This window comes from Enterobacter sp. E1 (genome assembly GCF_016809815.1).
Lineage (GTDB): Bacteria > Pseudomonadota > Gammaproteobacteria > Enterobacterales > Enterobacteriaceae > Enterobacter > Enterobacter adelaidei.
Genome location: NZ_JAFBJM010000002.1, coordinates 98,163 through 122,757, shown reverse-complemented (window position 1 = coordinate 122,757; position 24,595 = coordinate 98,163). Strand labels below are relative to the sequence as shown.

The following is a 24,595-nucleotide window of genomic DNA, read 5'->3' as shown; positions in this document are numbered from 1 at the left end:
AGTGAAAAAAAATATTATATTGCTATTTTTTGTTCAGGCATCAAACTATTTATTCCCCTTGCTAAGTCTTCCTTATTTAATGCGTGTCTTAGGAGCTGAGAATTTTGGTATTGTTGCTATGGTTCAGGCATGGATACAATACATTATAATTTTTGTTGATTATGGATTTAACTTTAGTGCAACACTATTAATATCAGTTAATAAAAGTAACCAGTCCAAAATTGATTCTATTTATACAGCAGTAACCGCTGCCAAGATGGTATTATTATTAATAGTTTCATGTATTTTTTCTCTATATGTAATTATTAATGGAATGAGTGTATACTCTTATTTAATCCTATTGGGTATGATTTCCGTTATTGGAACTGTTTTGTTTCCAGTATGGCTTTTTCAAGGGATTGAAAAAATGCAGGGTATTGCAATATGTACAACCCTTGCAAAATGCGTGTCTTTACTGCTGATTTTCCTTTTGGTAAAAACTCCAGAAGATATGAATATGGCTGTTATTAGTCAATCATCAGGAATGTTTATCTCGGGGATATTGGCTTGTATCTTTATAAAAAAACAAAAACTTGCAAAATTTACAAGAGTTTCAAAACAAGAAATCTATTCGGTTTTGTCAAAGGGATTTGATCTTTTTGTATCTAATATAACTATTAGCTTCTATACTACATTAAATATATTAATTATTGGGTATTTTGGTGGTCCGACGTTAGCAGGTTATTTCTCAGCAGCAGATAAAATACGAACTGCAGCGCAAGGTTTAATGAGTCCAGTTCAGCAAGCGATGTTCCCAAGAGTCAGTTCATTGATCAGTGAAGGGAAAAAGCTCAAAGAAATCTGGGGGTTGTATGGTAAGAAGTTTATTGCGTTTGGATTCTTAATATCGTTCTCAATGGCTGTTATAGGATACCCTGCATCTCTTTATTATTATAGCGCGGAATATCACATATCTTCACTGATATTACTGGTGATGTCACCTTTACCATTAATTGTTTCAGTGGGGATTGTATTTGGACAGTGGTGGTTGATACCTAATAATTTAACAAAAATTGTCAGGAAAACATATCTGGCTGTGAGTCTTATGCATATTATAGTTTCTGTTATATTAATGCATATAACGCCAGTATACGGTGTGACTATTAGCGTAATTATTACAGAGATAATTGTTTCAGCTATTTTTGTTTTGGCTAGTTTTAATACCGGGAAAATATTAAAATGATCAAACAAAGGCCCAGGAATCCAGCTGGTTATTTATGCTTCTATATTGTCTTTTCATTAGCGTTATGGCTTTCCCAAAATAGCCTCTATATCACATTTGACTCAGGTTTGATGATCCTGATTGTTTCTTTTTTATATTTTTTCTTAGGGTGTTATGTAGGTAATAAAACAACAAGCTTTCATCGGCAAGGAAACATAATAGAAAATCAAGCGATAGTTAATTTTAGTGTACAAGTGAAAATTTTACTTGTAATCAATTTATTAATATTGGTTTATCTTTCTCTCCTTTTTAAAGATATTATATCAAGTGGTATATCGTTCGCAGAATATAGGGATAGTTTATTTAAAGATCAATCAATAAAAGAATACTATGGTTCATTTGCAGCATATCTATTTGTATTTGCAACGTTGATTCCGCTCTTTGGTATTAGCTATGGGTTATATTTAAAGATTAATAAAAATAAATCATCGATCTTGTTTCTTTCATTTTTAATGTTAATTGGAAAAGAAAGTATTTTGATTTCAAGATACTATGTTTTCGCCCCAGTACTGGCAGCAATATTAGTATTGTATTGTTATGATAATAAAATGACTTTAAAAAAAGTAGTCTTTTCTCTTATCATGTTTTTGATCCTGCTATTAGCTATATTTGCTTTCAGAGGTGATAGTGACTTAAGTCAAAGCCTAATTAATACTCGTAATTATGCCGTCGCCGGTTACTCACTTTTTACTCATGCAATTGATAGCGGTGATATTGATGTATTATATGACCTTTCTAGCCCATTTTCATTTTTAGGCATAGTTGGGGCTAAGTTTTATGACCAAAGTGCTTATTTTGCAAAAGTACAGGATTTTGTTCTTTTAGGGCGCGGGGGCTATTTTAATGCATTTTATACGTCCCTATTATTACCGTTTTTATATTTCGGTAGCATAGGATTAGCTTTATTAAGTTTGCTATATGGATATGTTGTATCAAGAAATCATAATTTGTTTATTTATAAAAACTCATTTCTCAACTTCAACTCTCTTTTTGCTTTGATCGTCATTTTCTTTTCTCATCAATTCTTACCGGTGCAGTTATCCTTTTTTTGGGATTATTTCCTGATATCGTTATTAGTTCATTTTCTTGTTATGTGTTATAGAAATATAAGGAGCAATTTTTGAAAACGTTAGCATTTTATCTCCCGCAATTTCATGAGATTGAAGAAAATAATAAGTGGTGGGGCAAAGGATTTACTGAATGGGTCAATGTCAAAAAAGCCACACCTCTTTTTAGAAATCATAACCAGCCTAGAGAACCTCTGAATGATTATTATTATAATTTACTAGAGGTGGAAACATTAAAATGGCAATCGGAAATTGCAAAGAAACACCATATTGATGGTTTTTGTTTTTATCATTATTGGTTTAATGGTAAGCGTTTATTGGACAAACCAGCTGAACTATTATTAGAGAATAAAGATATAGATCTCCCGTTCATGTTTTCATGGGCGAACGAGCCTTGGACGCGTAGTTGGGATGGCAGCCATCGAGATGTTATCATGCCGCAAAGCTATGGGGATGAATCAGACTGGTTAAATCACTTTAATTATCTCAAGCCATTTTTCGAAGACGAAAGATATATTAAACATAATGGGAAGCCTGTATTTTTGTTATATCGCTCTGCTAGCTTTGAGAAGTGTAACGAGTGGATTCAGTATTGGCGTAAATTGGCAAAAGAAACGTCGTTCGGAGATATACATTTTGTATCAACACTTACTTCATTCGCTCAGGATCATCGCAAGTTAGATTTTGATGCAGAATTGAATTTTGAACCCATGTGTACTTTTGAACACAATATGGGGAAAATTAAGCCGCTAGTTCGAAAAGTCGTTGGAAGAATAAAACGTATTTCAAATGAAAAATTAAAAACAAATTACGTTGAGCAGATATTATCCTATCAATCAGTCTGGGACAAAATACTTGAAAAGGATTTTAGCGAAAGACATTACTCTGGGGCATTTGTTGATTGGGATAATACACCGAGAAAAAAAACTAAATCATTAGTGATGAAAGGAAGTAATCCGCAAGTATTCAAAAGTAATTTCGACAAACTTTATCAAAAATCTGTCTCTGCTAATGTTCCATATTTATTTATAAATGCGTGGAATGAGTGGGCTGAAGGTACCTATCTTGAGCCTGACAAAAAAAATGGTCATGGTTATTTGGAAGCAGTGAAAGAGACTGTTGAAAAATATAAAAAATTAATAGGTGAAAGGTCGTGATTAGTTCCGTAACGGTAACATTCAATCCTGATATTCTTTGTTTAGAAAAGCAATTTTTATCTTTGCAAGACCAGATAGATAGCGCTGTTATTATAGATAATGGTTCTCGAAATTATAAAGACGTAAAAGAATTAGCTGAGAAATTTAATTTCGTGCTGATTAGCTTACCCATAAATATGGGGCTTTCGCATGCGCAAAATATTGGTATCGAAAATGCTATATCTCGCGGTGCCGACTATTTATTACTGCTTGATCAGGATAGTGTGCTAGGCGCTAATTTTATTAGCGCCATGAGTAAGGTTTATACTCAATACAACGTTGGTATCCTTGGCCCTTCTTTTTATGACCCACATACAGACGAATTTTATTGGGGCACTAATTATATCGGCCCATTTATTAAACGAACGCCGATACAGGAAATAACGGATGTAACTTATGTTATTGCATCTGGCTCCTTCTTTTCTTCTGAAGTTTATAAGATAGTTGGCAAGATGGAAGAAGCATTATTCGTTGATTATATAGATGTGGAGTGGGCCCTGCGTGCCAAAAAATTAGGGTATCGCGTTGCAATGACGAATCAAGCATCTATGGCTCACACGATTGGTGATTCAAGGCTGAATCTATTAGGCCGCAAAATATCTATCCATAGCCCCATGCGACGTTACTTCCTGGTAAGAAATAGCTTCTTTATGATTAGGAAGCCATATATTCCCGTAGGATATAAAATTCGTGAGGTTTTCCTGAATTTTGCTCGAGCAGGAATATCTTTAGTTCTTAACAAAGAAAAAAAGAAAACGTTGATGATGATATTTTACGGTATATCTGATGGTCTTTCAGGACGATTCGGACCATTCAATAGAAGTTAATATCAGTGTGGATGTCTCGTTGCAAGTTGATGGGCATTAGTAACGATATACTTATCGGACTGTTTCAAAAATCATGAAAATTCTTTACATCATTACACGCGCGAATGAAATCGGTGGGGCTCAGACCCATTTGCGAGATATGACATCTGCTTTGATAAATGATAATCACCAGGTAGAGTTAATTGTGGGAGAGCAAGGCGCTCTGGTTGATGAACTTCGAGCACTGAATGTGAAAGTTCATATTATCCCTGAGCTTGTAAGGGAAATATCGCCTTATAAGGATATTAAAAGCGCATTAATTACTCGAAAAATTATAAAAGAATTTTCTCCTGATGTCGTTGCACTTCATTCTTCAAAAGCTGGAATTGTAGGGAGATTGGCTGCGCTCTTCTTGAATATTCCTGTGGTTTTCACCGTGCACGGTTGGTCATTTGCGAATGGTGTTAATGATAACAAGCGTCGTTTGTATATTTTTATTGAACGATTCTTTAGTAAGATTACAGATGAAATAATTACGGTTTCTGCTCAAGATAAACAACTTGCGCTCGAACATAACGTTGCGTCTGCCAGTCAGCAAACGGTGATCCATAATGGTGTACCGTTAAAAAAAACTGCTCCACATGTTTATAATAATAATTCAGTAGTGAAGTTAATTTCAGTAGCTCGCTTTTCTGAACAAAAAGATCATGAAAGTTTATTGAAGGCTCTGAGTTTATTAGAGACTAGAAACTGGATATTGACGTTGGTAGGCAAAGGTCCCAGGTTAGATGAGATGAAGCAGTTATCTCGGGATCTTGGAATAAGTGAAAATGTTGTTTTCACAGGTGAACGTTTGGATGTTGATGCCTTACTTGCAGATAGTGATATTTTCCTGTTAATTTCGAACTGGGAAGGTTTTCCTATCAGTATTCTCGAGGCTATGCGTGCAGGCTTACCAGTTTTAGCCTCAGATGTTGGTGGGGTTTCAGAATCTGTCATCGATGGTAAAACGGGATATCTTGTTCCTCGCGCAGATGTTGATGCCATTAAAAACAGAATAGTTGATTTAATTAGTGATAGTGCTTTACGCGTAACATTAGGTAAGTCAGGAAATGAATTTTTCCTTGAAAACTTCTCATTTAATGCAATGTATAATAAAACTTTAGAGCTTTATCAAAAAGCAATTAATAAAAAGAATAATAAATAATTCAAATTGTAATCTCATATAATATTGGTTGTTTATACAAAAATCATACCTATATGTTTTATAAGGATTAAATACAACCAGTTTCGTGTCGTTTTGGGTGATCAAGGCCACAAATGCCTACCTCTGACCCTGATTTATGAGTTAAGATTCTTGCAAATTATATCTGTCGGGGGTTCCCGGCAGTGACCACACCTGACAGGAGTATGTAATGTCCAAGCAACAGATCGGCGTTGTCGGTATGGCAGTGATGGGGCGCAACCTGGCGCTCAACATCGAAAGCCGTGGTTATACCGTCTCCGTTTTCAACCGCTCCCGTGATAAGACCGAAGAAGTCATTGCCGAGAACCCAGGCAAGAAACTGGTTCCTTTCTATACGGTGAAAGAGTTCGTTGAGTCTCTGGAAACGCCTCGTCGTATCCTGTTAATGGTGAAAGCGGGCGCAGGTACCGATGCAGCTATCGACTCCCTGAAGCCTTACCTCGAAAAAGGTGACATCATCATTGATGGCGGTAATACCTTCTTCCAGGACACCATCCGTCGTAACCGTGAGCTGTCTGCTGAAGGCTTCAACTTCATCGGTACCGGTGTTTCCGGTGGTGAAGAGGGCGCTCTGAAAGGCCCATCTATCATGCCTGGCGGCCAGAAAGATGCATACGAACTGGTTGCACCTATCCTGACCAAAATCGCAGCCGTGGCTGAAGATGGTGAGCCTTGCGTAACCTATATCGGTGCGGACGGTGCAGGTCACTATGTGAAGATGGTTCACAACGGTATCGAATACGGCGATATGCAGCTGATTGCTGAAGCGTATTCCCTGCTGAAAGGTGGCCTGAATCTCTCCAATGAAGAGCTGGCTGAAACCTTCACCGAGTGGAACAAAGGCGAGCTGAACAGCTATCTGATCGACATCACCAAAGATATCTTCACTAAAAAAGATGAAGAGGGTAAATACCTGGTAGATGTGATTCTGGATGAAGCTGCGAACAAAGGCACCGGCAAATGGACCAGCCAGAGCTCTCTGGACTTGGGCGAGCCACTGTCTCTGATCACCGAATCTGTCTTCGCGCGTTACATCTCTTCTCTGAAAGAGCAGCGCGTTGCGGCATCCAAAGTGCTGTCTGGCCCTCAGGCCAAACCTGCTGGGGATAAAGCTGAATTTGTTGAGAAAGTGCGTCGCGCACTGTACCTGGGTAAAATCGTTTCTTACGCGCAGGGCTTCTCTCAGCTGCGTGCTGCGTCAGACGAGAACAACTGGGATCTGAACTACGGTGAAATCGCGAAGATCTTCCGCGCGGGCTGCATCATTCGTGCGCAGTTCCTGCAGAAAATCACCGATGCCTATGCAGAAAACGCCGGTATCGCCAACCTGCTGCTGGCACCGTACTTCAAGAAAATTGCGGACGAATACCAGCAGGCGCTGCGTGACGTGGTTGCCTACGCTGTCCAGAACGGTATCCCGGTTCCGACCTTCTCTGCTGCAGTAGCCTACTACGACAGCTACCGTGCTGCGGTTCTGCCTGCTAACCTGATTCAGGCACAGCGCGACTACTTCGGTGCGCATACTTATAAACGCACCGATAAAGAAGGTGTGTTCCATACCGAATGGATGGAGTGAGTTAGTTAGCTAACTCACTGTAATTTCAACCCGGAGCCTGTCTCCGGGTTTTTTTATGCAAAAAATGCCGCGTGTTACTCGAAGTAGTCTGAATCTCATCCCACTCGTCGCGATTACTCCTGGTTTGCCTTGACAGTATTGTTTGCCAGGAGGTACAAAGCCCAACAGTTATGTTTATCGCGATGGTCTGGCGGCCATCAGTACAGTTAACTCACAGAAGTCATTAGCGAATGAAAATAACAATCTCCGGAACAGGCTATGTCGGTCTTTCTAACGGCATTTTGATTGCTCAGAATCATGAAGTGGTTGCGCTGGATATCGTGCAGGCCAAAGTGGATATGCTCAATCAGAAGCAATCGCCGATTGTCGACAAAGAGATCCAGGACTATCTCAGCAATAAACCGCTGAATTTCCGCGCCACGACAGATAAAGAAGATGCATACCGCGATGCGGATTACGTCATCATTGCGACGCCTACTGACTACGATCCAAAAACTAACTACTTCAACACCTCAACCGTAGAGGCAGTGATCAAAGATGTTATCGCGATCAACCCCCGTGCGGTGATGGTTATCAAGTCAACTATCCCTGTCGGCTTCACCAAATCCATCAAAGAGAAGTTTGGTATTGATAATATCTTCTTCTCGCCGGAATTCCTGCGCGAGGGCAGAGCGCTTTACGATAACCTCCATCCTTCGCGTATCGTCATTGGCGAACGTTCTGAGCGCGCTGAACGTTTTGCTGCACTGCTGCAGGAAGGGGCACTGAAGAAAGATATTCAGGTGCTGTTTACTGATTCCACCGAAGCTGAGGCGATTAAACTCTTCGCGAACACTTATCTGGCAATGCGAGTGGCTTATTTCAATGAACTCGACAGCTATGCAGAGAGTCTTGGACTGAATACCCGTCAGATTATTGAAGGGGTATGTCTTGACCCGCGCATCGGCAACCACTACAACAACCCGTCATTTGGCTACGGCGGTTACTGTCTGCCTAAAGACACCAAACAGCTGCTGGCAAACTATCAGGCGGTACCAAACAACCTGATTTCGGCGATTGTTGATGCTAACCGTACCCGTAAAGATTTCATCTCTGATTCCATTCTGGCGCGCCAGCCGAAAGTCGTCGGTGTATACCGTTTGATCATGAAGAGTGGCTCCGATAACTTCCGCGCCTCTTCAATCCAGGGGATCATGAAGCGCATCAAGGCGAAAGGGGTTGAGGTTGTTATTTATGAACCGGCCATGCAGGAAGATCAGTTCTTCAATTCCCGCGTGATTCGCGATCTGGATGCCTTCAAGAAAGAAGCGGATGTCATCATCTCTAACCGCATGGCGGAAGAACTGGCTGACGTGGCGGATAAAGTGTATACCCGCGATCTGTTCGGTAGCGACTGATTCTCTGTTTTATTCCGTAAAAAACCCGGCTGATTTGCCGGGTTTTTTTATTTTCAGACTTTGTAGAAATCGCGGTACCAGTCGACGAAGTTCTTCACCCCATCTTTAACGGAGGTTTGCGGTTTAAATCCTATCGCGTCATAAAGTGGCTGGGTATCGGCACTGGTTTCCAGTACATCTCCCGGCTGCAGCGGCATCATGTTTTTCTCTGCTTTCTTTCCGAGTGCTTCTTCCAGAGCGGTGATGTAGTCCATCAGTTCAACAGGCGCGCTGTTACCGATGTTATAAACACGGTATGGTGCTGAACTGGATGCCGGAGAGCCTGTTTCAACGGTCCAGTTTGTGTCCGGCTGAGGAATAACGTCCTGCAGGCGAAGAATGGCTTCAGAGATATCATCGATGTAAGTGAAGTCACGCTTCATCTTACCGTAGTTATAGACATCAATACTTTTGCCTTCAATCATCGCCTTCGTGAACTTAAACAACGCCATGTCCGGACGCCCCCACGGACCATACACGGTGAAGAAACGCAGTCCAGTGGTTGGCAGGTTGTAGAGATGCGAATAGGTATGCGACATCAGCTCATTGGCTTTTTTGGTCGCGGCATATAGTGAAACTGGGTGATCCACTGAATCCTCAGTGGAGAATGGCATCTTACGGTTCAGTCCATATACAGAACTGGAGGAGGCATAAAGCAGATGCTGAACCTTATTATGGCGGCAGCCTTCAAGCACGTTGAGATGACCAATAAGGTTAGCATCCGCATACACATGTGGGTTTTCCAGGGAGTAGCGTACGCCTGCCTGTGCGGCCAGATGAATCACGCGATCAAACTTCTCGCTGGCGAAAAGCGCTGCCATGCCTTCCCGGTCGGCCAACTCCAGCTTGTGAAAGCTGAAGCTCTCAGATTTTAACAGTTCCAGGCGCGCCAGCTTCAGGTTGACATCATAGTAATCATTCAGATTATCAATACCGACAACCTGATGACCGGCCTCGAGGAGGCGTTTACTGACATTAGCACCGATAAAACCCGCTGCACCCGTTACCAAAAATTTCATAGCTTCCCTCATAACCCCATATTCTTACAGATGCCATAGCGCATCACATGACGTCTATGATAGCGCGAAGGGGGTAAGTTACATAACCCATCTTTCCGATATCACTCATCGGATTCTTATAGAAAAATCCCCAGCAATAGATACACTATGCAAACATAATTATGTTTGCCCTTTTTAATCTGTTAGGGATTGTATGACACAAAACGACAATCGCCAGGTCAGCCAAAGCAATGACCCTGAGCAAATTGATTTACTTGATTTAGTGCTGCAACTGTGGCGTGGCAAGTCGATGATAGCAATATTTGTTGTTGTTTTTATCGCCCTGGCTATTGGATATCTCTCTGTCGCGAAGGAAAAGTGGACCTCAAGTGCGATTATTGCGCAACCTGATGTAGCTCAAATTGCGACCTATTCCAACGCATTGAATATCCTTTATGGTAGCGCTGCGCCATCGATGCTTGATGTTCAAACTCGTGCTATTGGTCGTTTCAATTCTTCCTTCTCTGCATTAGCACAGGCACTTGAAAATCAGGAAGAACCTGAAAAACTGACAATTGAGCCTGCTGTAAAAGGTGAAGCATTACCATTAAGTGTTTCCTATGTCAGTACATCTGCTGAAGCTGCTCAAAAACAACTGGCTCAGTACATCCAGCAGGTTGATGAGCAAACGGCTAAAGAACTTGCCGTTGACCTTAAGGACAATATCAAAGAGCAGATCAAGACCCTGAACGATTCCCTGCAAAACCAGGAGAAGGTTGCTCAGGAGCAGAAAGATCTGCGCATCAAACAGATTACTGAGGCGCTGAAGAACGCTGAAGCAGCAAAAATCACCTCACCGCAGATTCAGCAAACCCAGGATGTGACGCAGGAAACGATGTTCCTGTTGGGAAGCGAGGGACTCAAGTCGATGATTGAAAACGAAGCTTCTCGCCCACTGGTATTTTCTGCTGCATATTATCAGACCAGGCAAAACTTGCTGGATATTCAAAACCTGAACGTAAACCCGGACACCATCCACGTCTATCGTTATGTCATGAAGCCGGACCTTCCTGTCCGTCGTGACAGCCCGAAAAAAGCCGTGATTCTGGTTCTTGCCGTGCTGCTGGGCGGAATGGTTGGTTCCGGAGTCGTGCTGGGGCGCAACGCATTGCGCAATTACAAACCAAAAGCCTGATGAATTGATAAAAAAAACCGGGGAAATTCCCCGGTTTTTTTATTTATGCCGTTTACGAAGATTCTCTATCACCGCCGTCAAGTCCAGCTCCTGATCCTGCAGCAGCACCAGCAGGTGATACATCAAATCAGACGCTTCATTGGTCAGTTCCTCGCGGTCATGCACGGTCGCGGCCAGAGCCGTTTCAACGCCTTCTTCACCGACTTTTTGTGCGATACGCTTAGTTCCGCTTGCATACAGCTTCGCGGTATAGGAACTCTCCGGGTCCGCTGTTTTTCGTTCAGCCAGCAGTTGTTCCAGTTGATACAGGAACAGCCACTGGTGGCTCGCCTCACCGAAGCAGCTGCTGGTGCCCTTATGGCAGGTTGGTCCGATTGGGTTTGCCAGTACCAGCAGGGTATCGTTATCGCAGTCAGGCGCTATGCTGACCACGTTCAGGAAATGACCTGAGGTTTCCCCTTTGGTCCACAGACGCTGTTTGGTGCGCGAGAAAAACGTGACTTTGCCGCTGTCGAGCGTTTTAGCCAGCGCGTCCTGGTTCATATACCCCAGCATCAGTACTTCGCCCGAAACGGCATGCTGAACCACCACCGGCAGTAGTCCGCCCGTTTTTTCCCAGTCCAGCTGTGCCTGTTGTTGCTCTGTTAACATACCCTGATCTCCACGCCCTGGCCGGCCAGGAACGTTTTTAACTCACCAATATTAATAATCTGTTTGTGGAACACGGACGCGGCCAGCGCGCCGTCCACGTTTGCATCGCGGAAGGCTTCCAGGAAGTGTTCCATGGTGCCCGCGCCGCCGGAGGCGATCAGCGGGACGTGGCAAACCGCACGCACTTTTTTCAGCTGTTCGAGGTCATAGCCGTTACGCACGCCGTCCTGGTTCATCATGTTGAGGACAATCTCGCCCGCGCCACGCTTCTGCACTTCCTGCACCCAGTCGAGCGTTTCCCACTGCGTTACGCGCGTGCGGCTTTCGTCACCCGTATATTGATTGACGTGGTACTTGCCCGTTGCGGCGTCATACCAGGTGTCGATCCCAACGACAATGCACTGCACGCCAAAGCGATCGGCCAGACGAGTAATCAGCTCCGGGTCGGCCAGAGCAGGGGAGTTGATGGAAATCTTGTCGGCACCAAACGAGAGAATTTTGGCCGCGTCGTCAGCGGATTTAATTCCACCCGCCACGCAGAATGGAATATCAATCACTTCTGCTACGCGCGCTACCCAGCTTTTATCGACCACGCGGCCATCGCTGGAAGCGGTGATATCGTAAAACACCAGCTCGTCAGCCCCTTCATCAGCATAGCGTTTTGCCAGCGGGACGATGTCGCCAATGATCTCGTGGTTGCGGAACTGCACGCCTTTCACCACCTGGCCGTCGCGTACGTCCAGGCAAGGGATTATCCGTTTTGCCAGCATTGAATCGCCTCCGTCACAGTAAATTTTCCTTCCAGCAGGGCGCGTCCAACGATCACGCCCTGCACACCGGTACCGCGCAGCGCGGCGATATCTTTCAGATCGCCAATTCCACCCGAAGACTGGAAAGCCACCTGCGGAAAACGTGCACAGACCTCGTCATACAGCGAGACGTTAGAGCCGGCCAGCGTGCCATCGCGAGAGATATCGGTGCACAGCACGTGCTTCAGGCCAACAGGTTGATAAATAGCAACCAGCTCTTCCAGCGTCACGCCGGAGTTTTCCTGCCAGCCGCTGACCGCAACCTGTTTATTACCCTGTTCATCAATACGCACGTCCAGCGCCAGTACCAGCGCATCCGCGCCGAAACGGCGGAACCAGCCTTTGACCATTTCGGGGTCTTTTACGGCGGTAGAGCCAACGACAACGCGCGCCACACCTGCTTCAAGCAGAGCCGCAACGTCCTCTTCAGTGCGCACGCCACCACCTACCTGGACGGGGACATTCACGCCAGCGACCAGCTTTTTGAGTAGCGGGATCTGGCGTTTCGCCGGGTCTTTCGCGCCCGTGAGATCCACCAGGTGCAGCACTTCTGCACCCTGCGCCGCGTAATCCTGCAGACGTGGCAGCGGGTCGTTCCCGTAGTCACGCTGCTGCCCGTAATCGCCCTGATGAAGACGAACAACCGTGCCGTCAATTAAATCTAAAGCGGGAATAATCATCACATCTCCAGGAAGTTTTTCAGCAGCTGCGAGCCTGCGGCGCCAGAGCGTTCCGGGTGAAACTGCACGCCGAAGAAGTTATCTTTCTGCACCGCTGCGGTAAACGCTTCACCATAATTGCACTGAGCGATAGTGTAGGGATTTACCGGCATGGCGTAGCTGTGCACGAAGTAAAAATATGCGCCGTCTTCAATGCCGCGAAACAGCCTGTCGCCCGCTTTGGCGTACACGCGGTTCCAGCCCATATGCGGCAGAGGCAGGCCGTGGTCGGTCATTTTCGGCACGTCTTCTTCAATAATGCCCAGCAGGTCGACGCCGTTGCTCTCTTCACTGCGGCGGCCCAGGATCTGCATACCCAGGCAAATGCCCAGCACCGGCTGGGTACAGGCTTTGATCAGGTCGACCAACTCGCGTTCGCGAATCTGATCCATCGCGGCCTGCGCGGTTCCCACGCCCGGTAAAAAGAGTTTGTCGGCGCGCAGCACCACGTCCGGGTCACGGCTCACCACCGGCTCATAGCCGTGGCGCGCAATCGCCGATTTTACGGAGTTCAGGTTGGCGCATCCGGTATCCAGAATCACCACATTCATTACAGCACTCCTTTCGATGAAGGCAGGGCGTCACCTTCCACGCGGATCGCCTGGCGAAGGGTACGGCCAAAAGCCTTGAACAGACTCTCCACGCGGTGGTGGTCGTTTTTGCCCTTGGTCTTAAGGTGCAACGTCAGGCCCATGGTGTAGGACAATGAACGGAAGAAATGTTCAACCATTTCAGTGCTGAGATCGCCCACGCGCTGGTAGTTGAAATCGGCTTTATATTCCAGGTGCGGACGTCCGGAGATATCCATAGCGCAGCGCGCCAGGCACTCGTCCATCGGCAGGACAAAGCCAAAACGGTTGATGCCGCGCTTATCGCCAAGCGCCAGCTTCAGGGCTTCACCCAGCGCCAGGCCGGTATCTTCCACGGTGTGGTGATCGTCAATGTAAAGGTCGCCTTTTACGGTAATTTCCATGCGGAAACCGCCGTGGGTGGCAATCTGATCCAGCATATGGTCGAAGAAACCCACACCGGTGTGGATCTTGCTGCCACCTTCGCGATCCAGCCAGACCTTCACGTCAATCTGCGTCTCTTTGGTGTTACGTTCAACGTGGGAATAGCGGTCACGTTTGGTTAGCTGCTCACCAATTTTTGCCCAGTTAAGACCGTTACGATCGTAGCGCAGCCCCTCAATACCCATGTTTTCCGCTAGCGTAATATCGGTAATGCGATCGCCGATGACATAGCTGTTGGTTTTATCCAGCACATCTTCCGCCAGATAGCGCTCCACCAGTTTTACTTTCGGCTTACGGCAGTCGCACTCATCGGCCGGCATGTGTGGGCAAATCAGCACTTCATCAAAGACCACGCCCTGAGAGGTCAGCACCTGCATCATCAGATTATGCGGACCGTCAAAGTCCGCCTGCGGGAAGCTGTCGGTACCCAGACCGTCCTGATTAGTGATCATCACCAGCTTATACCCGGCGTTTTGCAGCTTAAGTAGTACGGGGATCACGTCCGGTTCAAAAGCCAGCTTGTCGAAACGATCAACCTGAAAATCGGCTGGTGGCTCCGAAATAAGGGTGCCGTCACGATCGATAAAAAGGATCTTCTGGGTCATACTTTCTCCGCTTTCAGGGCGTCAATCACGCGCTGGCTCTCTGCTCGGGTGCCTACGGTAATGCGCAGGCACCCGCTCAGGGAAGGTTGTTTATTCTGGTCTCGTAAGATAATGCCCTGATCCCATAAAGATTTAAATACGGCACTGGATGCAGTGAAACGCACCAGGATGTAGTTGGTTTCCGAATCGAACACCTGCTCCACGCACGGGATATCCTTCAGGGCGGTCACCAGATACTGACGTTCCTCCAGGATTTGCGCCACACGATCGCGCATCGCGTTGATCCCCTGTGGGGTCAGCGCCTGTGCTGCAATATCGGCAACCGGCGTGGAGAGCGGGTAAGGGGCGATCACTTTCAACAGCAGGTCGATGACCTCTTTATTGGCGAGCGTGAATCCACAACGTAGACCGGCGAGGGCGAAGGCTTTCGACAACGTACGCAGCACGACCAGGTGCGGATATTCTTCCAGCCAGCCTGTCAGCGTCGCCTGCGGGCAGAACTCGATGTAGGCTTCGTCAGCGACCACCAGGGCTTTGCCGCGCGTCATCTCCAGCAGGGTACGGATATCCTGCGGGTTGATAATCTGCCCGGTCGGGTTGTTTGGGCTACACACAAACACCACCTTTACACCATCGAGATTATCGGCAATGCCCTGCAGGTCCAGCTGCCAGTTCTCCAGCGAGAGGACGTTGCGACACGCCACACCGAAGGTTTCCGCGCTGACGCTATACATGCCGTAGGTAGGCTGGCAGTACATCACCGCATCTTTGCCCGGCTCGCAGAAGGCGCGGATCAGCAGCTCAATACCTTCATCGGCTCCACGGCTGACCAGCACCTGCTCCGGCTTCACTCCTGCATACTGCGCGTAGTTTTCGATAACGGCCTTTGGCTGGCATTCCGGATAGCGGTTCAGGGTTTGCTGAGAAAGCTCAAACTGGACCGCTGTCGGGAATTCGTTAGCGTTCAGCCAGACATCACCTTTACCACCTAAACGACGTGCAGACTGATACGGAGTCAGTTGACGGACATTTTCACGGGCTAATTCTTCAATGCTCATGCTTGCTCCTTCAGGGCTGCAACGCGCAGCGTTACGGCATTTTTGTGGGCGGTCAGGCGTTCAGCGGCTGCCAGCGTTTCAATGGTGGATGCCAGCGAGGCAAATCCTTCGCGGGACAGTTCCTGCACGGTCATGCGTTTCTGGAAATCCGCCAGGCCGAGGCTTGAACAGGTTGAGGTATAACCATACGTCGGCAGGACGTGGTTGGTGCCGGACGCGTAATCGCCAGCGGATTCCGGTGACCAGTCACCCAGGAAAACCGAACCTGCGCTGGTGATGCTGTCGACCAGATCGCGTGCATTTCGGGTCTGAATAATCAGGTGCTCCGGGCCGTACTGGTTAGAGATGGCAATGCACTGCGCCAGATCGCGCGCCACAATCAGACGGCTGGCGGCTAACGCCTGACGTGCCGTTTCGGCGCGGGGCAGGTCAGCAAGCTGGCGCTCGACGGCTTCGCCGACGCGTGTTGCCATATCGGCATCCGGCGTCAACAGAATGACCTGCGAGTCAGGGCCGTGTTCCGCCTGAGACAGCAGGTCGGACGCGACGAAGTCCGGCGTAGCGCCGCTGTCGGCAATGACCAATACTTCAGACGGACCGGCAGGCATGTCAATTGCCGCACCGTCCAGACGCTGGCTGACCTGGCGCTTGGCTTCGGTCACGAAGGCGTTGCCCGGGCCAAAAATTTTGTCGACCTTTGGAATGGATTCGGTGCCAAACGCGAGGGCAGAAATCGCCTGTGCGCCACCCACTTTATAGACCGCCTGTACGCCGCACAGCTTTGCTGCGTAGAGGATCTCATCGGCAATCGGTGGCGGAGAGCAGAGCACCACTTTCTGACAACCCGCAATACGCGCCGGGGTAGCCAGCATCAATACGGTGGAGAACAGCGGAGCCGAACCGCCAGGGATATACAGTCCAACGGACGCTACCGGGCGGGTCACCTGCTGGCAACGCACGCCAGGCAGGGTTTCAACATCCACAGTTTGCAGCTTTTGCGCGGTGTGGAAGGTCTCGATGTTTTTCACCGCGACGGCCATCGCCTGCTTGATGTCATCACCCAGACGATTACTGGCATCAATGATTTCCTGTTCGGTAACCTTCAGCGCATCCACTTCAGTCTTGTCGAATTTGGCACTGTATTCACGCAGCGCGTCATCGCCACGGGCTTTGACGTTCTCAAGGATCTCCGCCACGGTGCGTGAAATGCTTTCGGAGGCGGAAATCGCCGGGCGCATCAGCAACTCACGTTGTTGTGCGTCGCTACAATTATTCCAGTCGATGATTGTGTTAAAACCCATGGCCGTTACTCCATCATCTTCTCAATTGGCAGCACCAGGATTGAGCTTGCCCCCAGCGCCTTCAGTTTTTCCATGGTTTCCCAGAACAGGGTTTCGCTACTGACCATATGCATCGCCACGCGCTGCTGATCGCCCGCCAGTGGCAGAATAGTTGGGCGCTCGGCGCCTGGTAACAGAGCAATCACTTCATCCAGACGCTCGGTTGGCGCGTGCATCATGATGTATTTGGATTCACGCGCCTGGATCACGCCCTGAATACGGGTCAGGAGCTTGTCGATCAACTGCTGCTTGGCATCGGCCATGTCGCCGTCACGCTGAATCAGACAGGCTTTTGAGCGATAGATAACTTCCACTTCGCGCAGGCCGTTCGCTTCCAGCGTCGCGCCAGTTGAGACGAGGTCACAGATGGCGTCCGCCAGACCTGCACGCGGGGCGACTTCAACAGAGCCATTCAGCAGACAGGATTTAAACTGCACGCCTTTCTGGTCCAGGTAACGCTTTAACAGGTGAGGGTAGGAGGTGGCGATACGTTTGCCGTTCAGTGCAGCCGGGCCGTCCCAGGCTTCATCGACCGGCGTTGCCAGCGACAGGCGGCAGCCGCCGAAATCCAGGCGACGCAGGGTGAAGTAACGCGGGTCTTCGCCCTGTGCACGGCGGGTCAGGAGTTCTTCTTCCAGCACGTTTTCACCGATGATGCCAAGGTCAACGACGCCATCCATCACCAGGCCTGGGATATCGTCATCACGCACGCGCAGAATGTCGATGGGCATGTTTTCAGCCAGAGCAATCAGGCGCTGGGTGTGCAGGTTAATTTTGATCCCGCAGCGGGCCAGCAGTTCGCGTGAATCGTCACTCAAACGACCTGATTTTTGAATAGCTATGCGTAAACGTGAGTTATCTAACATTCTTTATTCCTCGTTAACCTGTTTTAACCTGTCTGAATTTGGTCCAAAAAAAAGCCCCCGGAAGAAGATCTTCCGGGGGCTTTTTCATGCGTTCATGCACCACTGGAAGATCCAAACGTCTTCCAGCACACATCGCCTGAAAGACTAGTCAGGATGATGGTGATGATGGTGGTGTTTAAATTGAACGCGTGTCATATAAATTCTCGATGAATGCTTATTCATTTGATGTCTTTTAACCTAAACCAGTTGTGCAACATATTGCAAGGGCTTTTTTTGATCATTAATTCATTTCATATTGATGCTATGAATTGTGTGTTCTGCCGGGCTGGCGTAGCCTTATGAAAGACGAGTACGAGTCAGGAGAATTCGCATGAAAAAGGTCGCGATTGTCGGTTTAGGATGGCTGGGAATGCCGCTGGCGATGTCATTAGCCGCGAAAGGCTGGCAAGTGACCGGGAGCAAAACCACGGCGGATGGGGTAGAAGCAGCGCGCATGTGCGGTATTGATGGTGTCGAACTGCGTCTGGAACCCGAGCTGGTGTGTGATGCTGACGATCTGGACACGCTGATGAACGTCGATGCGCTGGTAATTACGCTACCCGCGCGGCGCAGTGGTCCGGGCGAGTCGTTTTATCTGCAGGCGATGCAGGAGATTGTCGACAGCGCGCTGGCACACCATGTTCCGCGCATTATTTTTACCAGCTCGACATCAGTCTATGGCGATGTTGAAGGTGTGGTGAAAGAGAGCTCCGGGCGCAATCCTGTTACCGTGAGCGGCCAGGTACTGAAAGAGCTGGAAGACTGGCTGCATAATCTACCCGGCACGCAGGTTGATATCATCCGTCTGGCGGGGCTGGTGGGGCCAGGGCGCCATCCGGGACGTTTTTTTGCCGGAAAGTCAGCGCCAGACGGGCAACATGTTGTCAATCTTGTGCATCTTGACGATGTTATTGGCGCAATTGAGCTACTCTTACAGGCTCCAAAAGGTGGACACATCTATAATATATGTGCGCCTTCTCATCCGACGCGTAGTACGTTTTACCCGCTAATGGCACGTCAGTTGGGCCTGGCTCCGCCGGTTTTTGGTGAGACAAAGGATGAAAGCAAAGGCAAAATTGTTGATGGCAATCGCATTTGCCATGAGCTGGGATTTGAGTATCAGTATCCCGATCCGCTGGTGATGCCCATGGAATAAGTCTCGCAGCGGAGACGATCGCACACCAGAAGGGGGCGAGCATGAAACCGCTGCTTGATGTTCTTATTATTCTGGATGCACTGGAAAAAGAAGGGAGCTTTGCAGCCGCCTCAGCAAAGCTCTACAAAACCCCTTCGGCGCTGAGCTATACCGTTCAAAAACTGGAAAGCGATCTCAATATTCAGATCCTCGATCGCTCCGGGCACCGCGCACGTTTTACCCGTACCGGGCAGATGCTGCTGGAAAAAGGACGTGAAGTCCTCCATACCGTTCGAGAACTGGAAAAACAGGCCGTCAAGCTTCATCAGGGATGGGAAAATGAGCTGGTTATTGGAGTCGATGATACCTTTCCGTTTTCGCTTCTGACGCCGCTGATTGAGGCATTTTATCAACACCACAGCGTGACCCGGCTTATCTTTATAAACGGTGTGCTGGGCGGTTCCTGGGATGCGTTAATCCAGGGAAGGGCGGATATTTTCGTCGGTGCACTCCATGAACCTCCCCAGTTGAGTGATTTTGGTTTTGCCCGTCTGGGCGTGCTGGAGCAGGTTTTTGCCGTTGCGCCGCATCATCCGCTTGCTCAGGAGCCGGAGCCTATTAATCGCCGGGTTATTAAAGGCTACCGTGCGATTGTGGTGGGGGACAGTTCACGGCCAGAGTGTGCGGTTTCCTCGCAATTACTTGATGAGCAGGAAGCCATTACCGTTTTTGATTTTAAAACCAAGCTGGAATTGCAAATCAGTGGTCTGGGTTGCGGCTATTTGCCTCGTTATCTTGCGCAGCGGTTTATTGATAGCGGGGCGCTGGTTGAAAAACAGGTGCTTGCTCAAAGCAGTAATGAATCAGCGTGGGTGGGCTGGAATGAACAAACCTCTGGACTGGCAAGCAGCTGGTGGCGAGACGAAATTTTAGCAAATAGTGCTATCGCTGCCGTTTACTCTCAGGCCAGCGTCGAGAAATCAGCCAGTTAGCAAAAAGAAAATCACCCAGGGCATTGCAAAGTATTGCCTTTTGTATCCGATGTGGGGCAAAATGCGGCCGCTGCAACCAAATGAATAATCGACGATATAAAAGGCGTCGGTTATTTTTTTTTGCATGTACGAAACGAAACTAAAAACCAAGAGGCCGGGCTTCGTACCGGATAGATATTTACTAAAATCCGACAGTTGTTGTCGCTGAGGAATAAAGAAATGGGGCAATTTTTCGCTTACGTGGCGGTTATCACCGTAAAGGAGAATAACTATGTCGCATAACGCAACTCCAAACACCTCTCGCGTGGAATTACGTAAAACACTTACGTTGATTCCGGTTGTTATGATGGGCCTGGCCTATATGCAACCAATGACGCTGTTTGATACATTCGGTATCGTATCAGGCCTCACTGACGGTCACGTTGCAACGGCGTACGCCTTTGCGCTGGTCGCTATTCTCTTTACTGCGCTGAGCTACGGTAAACTGGTTCGCCGTTTCCCGTCCGCAGGCTCTGCGTACACCTATGCTCAGAAATCCATTAGCCCGGCGGTAGGGTTTATGGTGGGCTGGTCATCACTGCTGGACTACCTGTTCATGCCGATGATCAACATTCTGCTGGCAAAAATTTACTTTGAAGCGCTGGTACCTTCCGTACCGTCGTGGATCTTCGTTGTGGCGCTGGTGGCCTTTATGACCATCTCTAACCTGCGCAGCATCAAGACCGTGGCGAACTTCAACACCCTGATTGTTATTCTGCAGATGGGTATTGTTGCGGTAATCGTTGGCCTGATCATCTACGGTGTTTCTCACGGTGAAGGTGCAGGTACATTGACCAGCACGCGTCCATTCTGGTCTGAAGGTGCGCATGTAGTGCCGATGATCACCGGTGCGACGATTCTGTGCTTCTCGTTCCTCGGCTTTGACGGTATCTCTTCTCTGTCAGAAGAGACCAAAGACGCTGAACGCGTGATCCCGAAAGCGATTTTCCTGACCGCGCTGATTGGCGGCATGATCTTCATCGGTGCTTCTTACTTCCTGCAGCTGTACTTCCCGGATATCTCTCGCTTTAAAGATCCGGATGCGTCACAGCCTGAAATCATGCTGTACGTGGCAGGTAAAACCTTCCAGTGGGGCGTGCTGATCTTCTCAAGCGTAACCGTACTGGCATCCGGTATGGCGGCACACGCAGGCGTTTCTCGTCTGATGTACGTGATGGGCCGTGACGGTGTGTTCCCGACTCGCTTCTTCGGTTATGTTCATCCGAAATGGCGTACTCCTGCATGGAACGTGCTGCTGGTCGGTGCAATTGCTCTGCTGGCGATTAAATTTGACCTGGTGACAGCAACTGCGCTGATTAACTTCGGTGCGCTGGTGGCGTTCACCTTCGTTAACCTCTCTGTGATCTCGCAGTTCTGGATCCGTGAGAAGCGCAACAAAACGCTGAAAGACCACTTCAACTATCTGGTGCTGCCAGTGTGTGGCGCGCTGACTGTTGGCGCACTGTGGATTAACCTGGAAGAGAGCTCTATGGTTCTGGGTCTGATCTGGGGTGCTATCGGTCTGATTTACCTGGCTTGCGTAACAAAAAGCTTCCGCAACCCGGTTCCTCAGTACGAAGACGTTGCCTGAGTTTTAACGCACTAAAAAAAACCGGAGACCATCGCCTCCGGTTTTTTTATATCTCTAATTCAGACTATCTCTTGTGCGTACTGGAACAGGGATTTCAACAGTGCCTGTTTTTCAGCATTCCCTTCATACTGAGCATAAAGCATCTCCAGCTCCTGAGCATAGCTATGCAGGAACTCTGGCGTAAAGACATTACGACGATGTTGCAACCAGCGTTCCTGTTCCGCTTCATCGAGGGTTCCCGGGTAGTTACGCGCACGGTAATTAAACATCAACTTTTCAATGCGCTTATCAGCGAACGTGATATCCAGTGCCGGCAGGTTACGCGGCTCGGTTTGCAGGACGATATTCATCGCCGCGCGGTCGGCATCGCCGAAGAAACCGTTGTATAGCTGGGCATCCACGTTTTCAGACGGAACGAACGGTTCTGCTTCTGCAAAAATGGCGACCACTTTCTCACGCACCTGCGGGTTTTCGCGCAGCACTTTCAGGTTATCCAGGCAGTGTTGTCGGTTAATGCCCAGTCTGTCAGCATCTTCCGGGCGCAGTGTATTGGCCTGCGCCAGTACCGGACATTTATTGATATGCACCAGTTTAACCGGCACCGCAGGCAGATCGCCGAGTTCATTTTTCGGTGTGTAAAGCCGTTCACGCAGGGTAGCGCTGTCGAGCTCCAGCAGCGGCGAGATATCGCCAGCTAAATCCACCATAATGACCGCATTACGGTTGTCCGGATGCCAGGCCAGTGGCGCAACCCAACTGGTGTTGCCGCGCCAGGCACCGAACATACCGGAGATATGCACCAGCGGTTTCATCTGCGGTACATCAATCAGCGTGGTCAATTTCTGTTTGCTGCGGTGGCTCAGCAGATACTCAAACAGCCTTGGCTGAGCGGTTTTCACCAGCTTCGCCATGGCAATGGTGGCATACACGTCTGCCATCGCATCGTGGGCATTACTGTGCTCAATGCCATTGGCGCGCGTCAGATGTTCCAGCCTGAAGCTCGTCAGTCCTTCATCATTCTCCGGCCAGTTAATACCTTCCGGGCGTAATGCGTAGCAGGCGCGCATGATGTCGAGTAAATCCCAGCGAGAATTACGGTTCTGCCAGCTCCAGGCATACGGGTCGTAGAAGTTGCGATAGAAAATATTGCGCGTCACTTCATCATCAAAACGGATGTTGTTATAACCCACCACGCAGGTATTGGGGACGGTGAACAGATCGTGGATGCGTCGGGCGAATTCTGCCTCGTTAACGCCTTTTTCCCGCGCTTCCTGCGGGGTAATCCCGGTAACCATAACCGCCCCAGGCTGCGGCAGGTAGTCATCAGCCGGTTTGCAGTAAAAGACCTCAGGCTCGCCGATAATATTGAAGTCGTCATCGGTACGGATGGCGGCAAATTGCGCCGGTCGGTCCAGCGCCGGGTGCGTACCAAAGGTTTCGTAGTCGTGAAATAAAAAAGTCGGGCGAGCGGCAGAGTCAGACACCAGTAATACCATCCTGTTAAAAAATGACGTCACTATGGTAAACGATCGTGCGGGTCAGACCGAATAAAAAGCGCCGCAGCCGCGCAAATTTGCGCGTCAGCTTCAGAGAAAAATCTGCGTCCTGTCACATTTTTTTGCAATTAAGCCAGGTAACGACATCAGAACTCCCGTAAAAAGGTCAGCGATTTTTAATGACCTGAGGATATACCGTTGAAACGCCGTCTGTTTATTGCTGTTTCTTTACTCGCTTCGAGTGTCTCATCTGCTTTTGCGGCCGAACCACTGGATTTTTCGCCGCAGCCTCCTGCTATTCAGGCTGGCTCCTGGGTGCTGATGGATTACACGACTGGTCAAATCTTAACGGCGGGCAACGAACATCAACAACGTAATCCGGCAAGCCTGACCAAGCTGATGACGGGGTATGTGGTTGATCGGGCCATTGATAGCCATCGTATTTCCCCCGATGACGTTGTGACCGTCGGGCGCGATGCCTGGGCAAAAGGCAACCCGGTTTTTGACGGTTCGTCGCTGATGTTTCTGAAAGAGGGCGATCGCGTCACCGTGCGCGACCTGAGCCGTGGTCTGATTGTGGATTCCGGTAACGATGCCTGCGTGGCGCTGGCCGATCACGTGGCGGGCGGGCAGCCGCAGTTTGTGAAGATGATGAACGACTATGTGCAAAAGCTGAACCTGCGCGATACCCATTTCGAAACCGTTCATGGGCTGGATGCGCCAGGACAGCACAGTTCCGCTTATGACCTGGCCGTCCTCTCCCGGGCCATCATTCATGGCGAACCTGATTTTTACCATATGTACAGTGAAAAGAGCCTCACCTGGAACGGGATCACCCAGCAAAACCGTAACGGCCTGTTGTGGGATAAAACCATGAACGTTGATGGGCTTAAAACGGGGCACACCTCGGGCGCAGGTTTTAATCTGATTGCTTCCGCAGTTGATGGTCAGCGCCGTTTAATCGCGGTGGTGATGGGGGCCGACAGTCCGAAAGGGCGTGAGGACCAGGCCCGTAAACTGCTGCACTGGGGGCAGCAGAATTTCGATACGGTGCAGATCCTGCAAAACGGTAAAAAAGTAGGTACAGAGCGTATCTGGTACGGCGATAAGGAGCAGGTGAAACTGGGTACCGACCAGGACTTCTGGCTGGCGCTGCCAAAAGCGGAAGTCCCGAACATCAAAGCCAAATATGTGCTGGATAAAAAAGAGCTGGAAGCACCGATTGCTGCGCATCAGCGGGTTGGGGAGATTCAGCTCTATGATCGTGACAAAGTGGTAGCACACTGGCCGCTGGTGACGCTGGAAGCCGTTGATAAAGGCGGCCTGTTCTCACGCCTGAGCGATTATCTACACCACACGCTCTAACTGCAGATGAGCAGACTGGCAGGGTTGCGAGTCTGCTCACATAATAAACACTCTTCGTTTGCTGAACAGTTAAAATCTGCTTTATAGTGTATAAAT

24 protein-coding genes and 1 other annotated feature are annotated in these 24,595 nt (G+C 48.6%); of the genes, 13 read left to right on the top strand and 11 right to left on the bottom strand.

The window, feature by feature from the left end; genetic code table 11:
- Position 1: 1 nt before the first annotated feature.
- The 7 genes from JGF26_RS06825 (at position 2) to ugd (ending at position 8,549) form a co-directional block, all read left to right on the top strand.
- Positions 2 to 1,222, top strand: coding sequence for an oligosaccharide flippase family protein (locus tag JGF26_RS06825; protein WP_167587176.1), 1,221 nt, complete (start codon positions 2 to 4; stop codon positions 1,220 to 1,222).
- The gene (locus tag JGF26_RS06820; protein ID WP_134707777.1) at positions 1,219 to 2,385 is read left to right on the top strand and encodes an O-antigen polymerase; all 1,167 of its coding nucleotides are present in this window, start codon (positions 1,219 to 1,221) and stop codon (positions 2,383 to 2,385) included. Before JGF26_RS06825 ends, JGF26_RS06820 begins: the two co-directional genes overlap by 4 nt.
- Positions 2,382 to 3,485 carry a glycoside hydrolase family 99-like domain-containing protein gene (locus tag JGF26_RS06815; RefSeq protein ID WP_134707778.1) on the top strand — a complete coding sequence of 368 codons (1,104 nt, stop codon included), beginning with the start codon at positions 2,382 to 2,384 and terminating at the stop codon, positions 3,483 to 3,485. The genes JGF26_RS06820 and JGF26_RS06815 overlap by 4 nt, the downstream gene beginning before the upstream one ends.
- Complete coding sequence (locus tag JGF26_RS06810) at positions 3,482 to 4,351, top strand: rhamnosyltransferase (protein WP_134707779.1); 870 nt, start codon at positions 3,482 to 3,484, stop codon at positions 4,349 to 4,351. The genes JGF26_RS06815 and JGF26_RS06810 overlap by 4 nt, the downstream gene beginning before the upstream one ends.
- A gap of 73 nt (positions 4,352 to 4,424) precedes the next feature.
- Positions 4,425 to 5,537, top strand: coding sequence for a glycosyltransferase family 4 protein (locus JGF26_RS06805; protein WP_134707780.1), 1,113 nt, complete (start codon positions 4,425 to 4,427; stop codon positions 5,535 to 5,537).
- Positions 5,538 to 5,745: 208 nt separating this feature from the next.
- Complete coding sequence (gndA, locus tag JGF26_RS06800) at positions 5,746 to 7,152, top strand: NADP-dependent phosphogluconate dehydrogenase (RefSeq protein WP_024908082.1); 1,407 nt, start codon at positions 5,746 to 5,748, stop codon at positions 7,150 to 7,152.
- A 230-nt stretch (positions 7,153 to 7,382) separates the two neighbouring features.
- Entirely contained in the window at positions 7,383 to 8,549 is a 1,167-nt protein-coding gene (ugd, locus tag JGF26_RS06795) for a UDP-glucose 6-dehydrogenase (RefSeq protein WP_128348755.1), read from the top strand.
- A 53-nt stretch (positions 8,550 to 8,602) separates the two neighbouring features.
- On the opposite strand, the gene JGF26_RS06790 is transcribed toward ugd, so the two are convergent.
- Positions 8,603 to 9,607 carry an NAD-dependent epimerase gene (locus tag JGF26_RS06790; RefSeq protein ID WP_049008302.1) on the bottom strand — a complete coding sequence of 335 codons (1,005 nt, stop codon included), beginning with the start codon at positions 9,605 to 9,607 and terminating at the stop codon, positions 8,603 to 8,605.
- Between the two features lie 193 nt (positions 9,608 to 9,800).
- On the opposite strand from JGF26_RS06790, the gene wzzB reads away from it, so the two are divergent.
- A complete protein-coding gene (gene wzzB, locus JGF26_RS06785; protein ID WP_129325231.1) occupies positions 9,801 to 10,781 on the top strand; it encodes an LPS O-antigen chain length determinant protein WzzB in 981 nt (326 codons plus the stop codon).
- Between the two features lie 39 nt (positions 10,782 to 10,820).
- Here wzzB and hisIE read toward each other — a convergent pair whose 3' ends face one another.
- The 9 genes from hisIE to hisL all read right to left on the bottom strand — a co-directional run bounded on the left by hisIE (position 10,821) and on the right by hisL (position 18,037).
- A complete protein-coding gene (gene hisIE, locus JGF26_RS06780; protein ID WP_129325232.1) occupies positions 10,821 to 11,432 on the bottom strand; it encodes a bifunctional phosphoribosyl-AMP cyclohydrolase/phosphoribosyl-ATP diphosphatase HisIE in 612 nt (203 codons plus the stop codon).
- Positions 11,426 to 12,202, bottom strand: a complete 777-nt coding sequence (gene hisF / locus JGF26_RS06775) for an imidazole glycerol phosphate synthase subunit HisF (RefSeq protein WP_134707781.1) — start codon at positions 12,200 to 12,202, stop codon at positions 11,426 to 11,428. Before hisF ends, hisIE begins: the two co-directional genes overlap by 7 nt.
- Positions 12,184 to 12,921: a 1-(5-phosphoribosyl)-5-[(5-phosphoribosylamino)methylideneamino]imidazole-4-carboxamide isomerase gene (gene hisA, locus JGF26_RS06770; RefSeq protein ID WP_134707782.1), complete on the bottom strand. Its 738-nt coding sequence runs from the start codon at positions 12,919 to 12,921 to the stop codon at positions 12,184 to 12,186. The genes hisF and hisA overlap by 19 nt, the downstream gene beginning before the upstream one ends.
- On the bottom strand, positions 12,921 to 13,511 hold the full coding sequence (gene hisH / locus JGF26_RS06765; RefSeq protein ID WP_134707783.1) for an imidazole glycerol phosphate synthase subunit HisH: 591 nt from the start codon (positions 13,509 to 13,511) through the stop codon (positions 12,921 to 12,923). The genes hisA and hisH overlap by 1 nt, the downstream gene beginning before the upstream one ends.
- The gene (gene hisB / locus JGF26_RS06760; RefSeq protein ID WP_134707784.1) at positions 13,511 to 14,578 is read right to left on the bottom strand and encodes a bifunctional histidinol-phosphatase/imidazoleglycerol-phosphate dehydratase HisB; all 1,068 of its coding nucleotides are present in this window, start codon (positions 14,576 to 14,578) and stop codon (positions 13,511 to 13,513) included. The genes hisH and hisB overlap by 1 nt, the downstream gene beginning before the upstream one ends.
- Complete coding sequence (gene hisC / locus JGF26_RS06755; protein ID WP_128348763.1) at positions 14,575 to 15,636, bottom strand: histidinol-phosphate transaminase; 1,062 nt, start codon at positions 15,634 to 15,636, stop codon at positions 14,575 to 14,577. Before hisC ends, hisB begins: the two co-directional genes overlap by 4 nt.
- Entirely contained in the window at positions 15,633 to 16,937 is a 1,305-nt protein-coding gene (gene hisD / locus JGF26_RS06750) for a histidinol dehydrogenase (protein ID WP_028018501.1), read from the bottom strand. Before hisD ends, hisC begins: the two co-directional genes overlap by 4 nt.
- 5 nt (positions 16,938 to 16,942) lie before the next feature.
- Positions 16,943 to 17,842, bottom strand: coding sequence for an ATP phosphoribosyltransferase (hisG, locus tag JGF26_RS06745; RefSeq protein ID WP_028018500.1), 900 nt, complete (start codon positions 17,840 to 17,842; stop codon positions 16,943 to 16,945).
- A 45-nt stretch (positions 17,843 to 17,887) separates the two neighbouring features.
- Positions 17,888 to 18,011, bottom strand: a sequence feature (His leader region).
- Positions 17,987 to 18,037 (bottom strand): his operon leader peptide, encoded by a 51-nt coding sequence (gene hisL / locus JGF26_RS06740; protein WP_001364200.1) that lies wholly within the window; start codon positions 18,035 to 18,037, stop codon positions 17,987 to 17,989. It overlaps the preceding feature by 25 nt.
- 175 nt (positions 18,038 to 18,212) lie before the next feature.
- Here hisL and JGF26_RS06735 point away from each other — a divergent pair, with 175 nt between their 5' ends.
- From JGF26_RS06735 to JGF26_RS06720, 4 genes are all read left to right on the top strand, one after another.
- Complete coding sequence (locus JGF26_RS06735; RefSeq protein ID WP_134707785.1) at positions 18,213 to 19,037, top strand: SDR family oxidoreductase; 825 nt, start codon at positions 18,213 to 18,215, stop codon at positions 19,035 to 19,037.
- Positions 19,038 to 19,078: 41 nt separating this feature from the next.
- Positions 19,079 to 20,008: a LysR substrate-binding domain-containing protein gene (locus JGF26_RS06730; protein ID WP_028018498.1), complete on the top strand. Its 930-nt coding sequence runs from the start codon at positions 19,079 to 19,081 to the stop codon at positions 20,006 to 20,008.
- Between the two features lie 219 nt (positions 20,009 to 20,227).
- Positions 20,228 to 20,290 (top strand): membrane protein YoeI, encoded by a 63-nt coding sequence (gene yoeI, locus JGF26_RS06725; RefSeq protein ID WP_099458931.1) that lies wholly within the window; start codon positions 20,228 to 20,230, stop codon positions 20,288 to 20,290.
- Positions 20,280 to 21,638, top strand: coding sequence for an APC family permease (locus JGF26_RS06720; protein ID WP_032666924.1), 1,359 nt, complete (start codon positions 20,280 to 20,282; stop codon positions 21,636 to 21,638). Before yoeI ends, JGF26_RS06720 begins: the two co-directional genes overlap by 11 nt.
- A 59-nt stretch (positions 21,639 to 21,697) precedes the next feature.
- Here the strand turns inward: JGF26_RS06720 and sbcB are convergent, their stop codons facing one another.
- Positions 21,698 to 23,125: an exodeoxyribonuclease I gene (sbcB, locus tag JGF26_RS06715; RefSeq protein WP_203250363.1), complete on the bottom strand. Its 1,428-nt coding sequence runs from the start codon at positions 23,123 to 23,125 to the stop codon at positions 21,698 to 21,700.
- Between the two features lie 207 nt (positions 23,126 to 23,332).
- Here sbcB and dacD point away from each other — a divergent pair, with 207 nt between their 5' ends.
- Entirely contained in the window at positions 23,333 to 24,499 is a 1,167-nt protein-coding gene (gene dacD / locus JGF26_RS06710; RefSeq protein ID WP_028019640.1) for a serine-type D-Ala-D-Ala carboxypeptidase DacD, read from the top strand.
- Positions 24,500 to 24,595 lie beyond the last annotated feature (96 nt).

Bases quoted from the DNA above. Each gene is read 5' to 3' on its own strand.
- gndA (WP_024908082.1), top strand. From the start codon at position 5,746: ATGTCCAAGCAACAGATCGGCGTTGTCGGTATGGCAGTGATGGGGCGC.
- hisIE (WP_129325232.1), bottom strand. From the start codon at position 11,432: ATGTTAACAGAGCAACAACAGGCACAGCTGGACTGGGAAAAAACGGGC.
- JGF26_RS06720 (WP_032666924.1), top strand. From the start codon at position 20,280: ATGTCGCATAACGCAACTCCAAACACCTCTCGCGTGGAATTACGTAAA.
- hisC (WP_128348763.1), bottom strand. From the start codon at position 15,636: ATGAGCATTGAAGAATTAGCCCGTGAAAATGTCCGTCAACTGACTCCG.
- JGF26_RS06735 (WP_134707785.1), top strand. From the start codon at position 18,213: ATGAAAAAGGTCGCGATTGTCGGTTTAGGATGGCTGGGAATGCCGCTG.
- JGF26_RS06790 (WP_049008302.1), bottom strand. From the start codon at position 9,607: ATGAAATTTTTGGTAACGGGTGCAGCGGGTTTTATCGGTGCTAATGTC.
- JGF26_RS06730 (WP_028018498.1), top strand. From the start codon at position 19,079: ATGAAACCGCTGCTTGATGTTCTTATTATTCTGGATGCACTGGAAAAA.
- hisG (WP_028018500.1), bottom strand. From the start codon at position 17,842: ATGTTAGATAACTCACGTTTACGCATAGCTATTCAAAAATCAGGTCGT.
- JGF26_RS06805 (WP_134707780.1), top strand. From the start codon at position 4,425: ATGAAAATTCTTTACATCATTACACGCGCGAATGAAATCGGTGGGGCT.
- JGF26_RS06820 (WP_134707777.1), top strand. From the start codon at position 1,219: ATGATCAAACAAAGGCCCAGGAATCCAGCTGGTTATTTATGCTTCTAT.
- hisD (WP_028018501.1), bottom strand. From the start codon at position 16,937: ATGGGTTTTAACACAATCATCGACTGGAATAATTGTAGCGACGCACAA.
- wzzB (WP_129325231.1), top strand. From the start codon at position 9,801: ATGACACAAAACGACAATCGCCAGGTCAGCCAAAGCAATGACCCTGAG.
- hisH (WP_134707783.1), bottom strand. From the start codon at position 13,511: ATGAATGTGGTGATTCTGGATACCGGATGCGCCAACCTGAACTCCGTA.
- hisF (WP_134707781.1), bottom strand. From the start codon at position 12,202: ATGCTGGCAAAACGGATAATCCCTTGCCTGGACGTACGCGACGGCCAG.
- hisA (WP_134707782.1), bottom strand. From the start codon at position 12,921: ATGATTATTCCCGCTTTAGATTTAATTGACGGCACGGTTGTTCGTCTT.
- hisB (WP_134707784.1), bottom strand. From the start codon at position 14,578: ATGACCCAGAAGATCCTTTTTATCGATCGTGACGGCACCCTTATTTCG.
- ugd (WP_128348755.1), top strand. From the start codon at position 7,383: ATGAAAATAACAATCTCCGGAACAGGCTATGTCGGTCTTTCTAACGGC.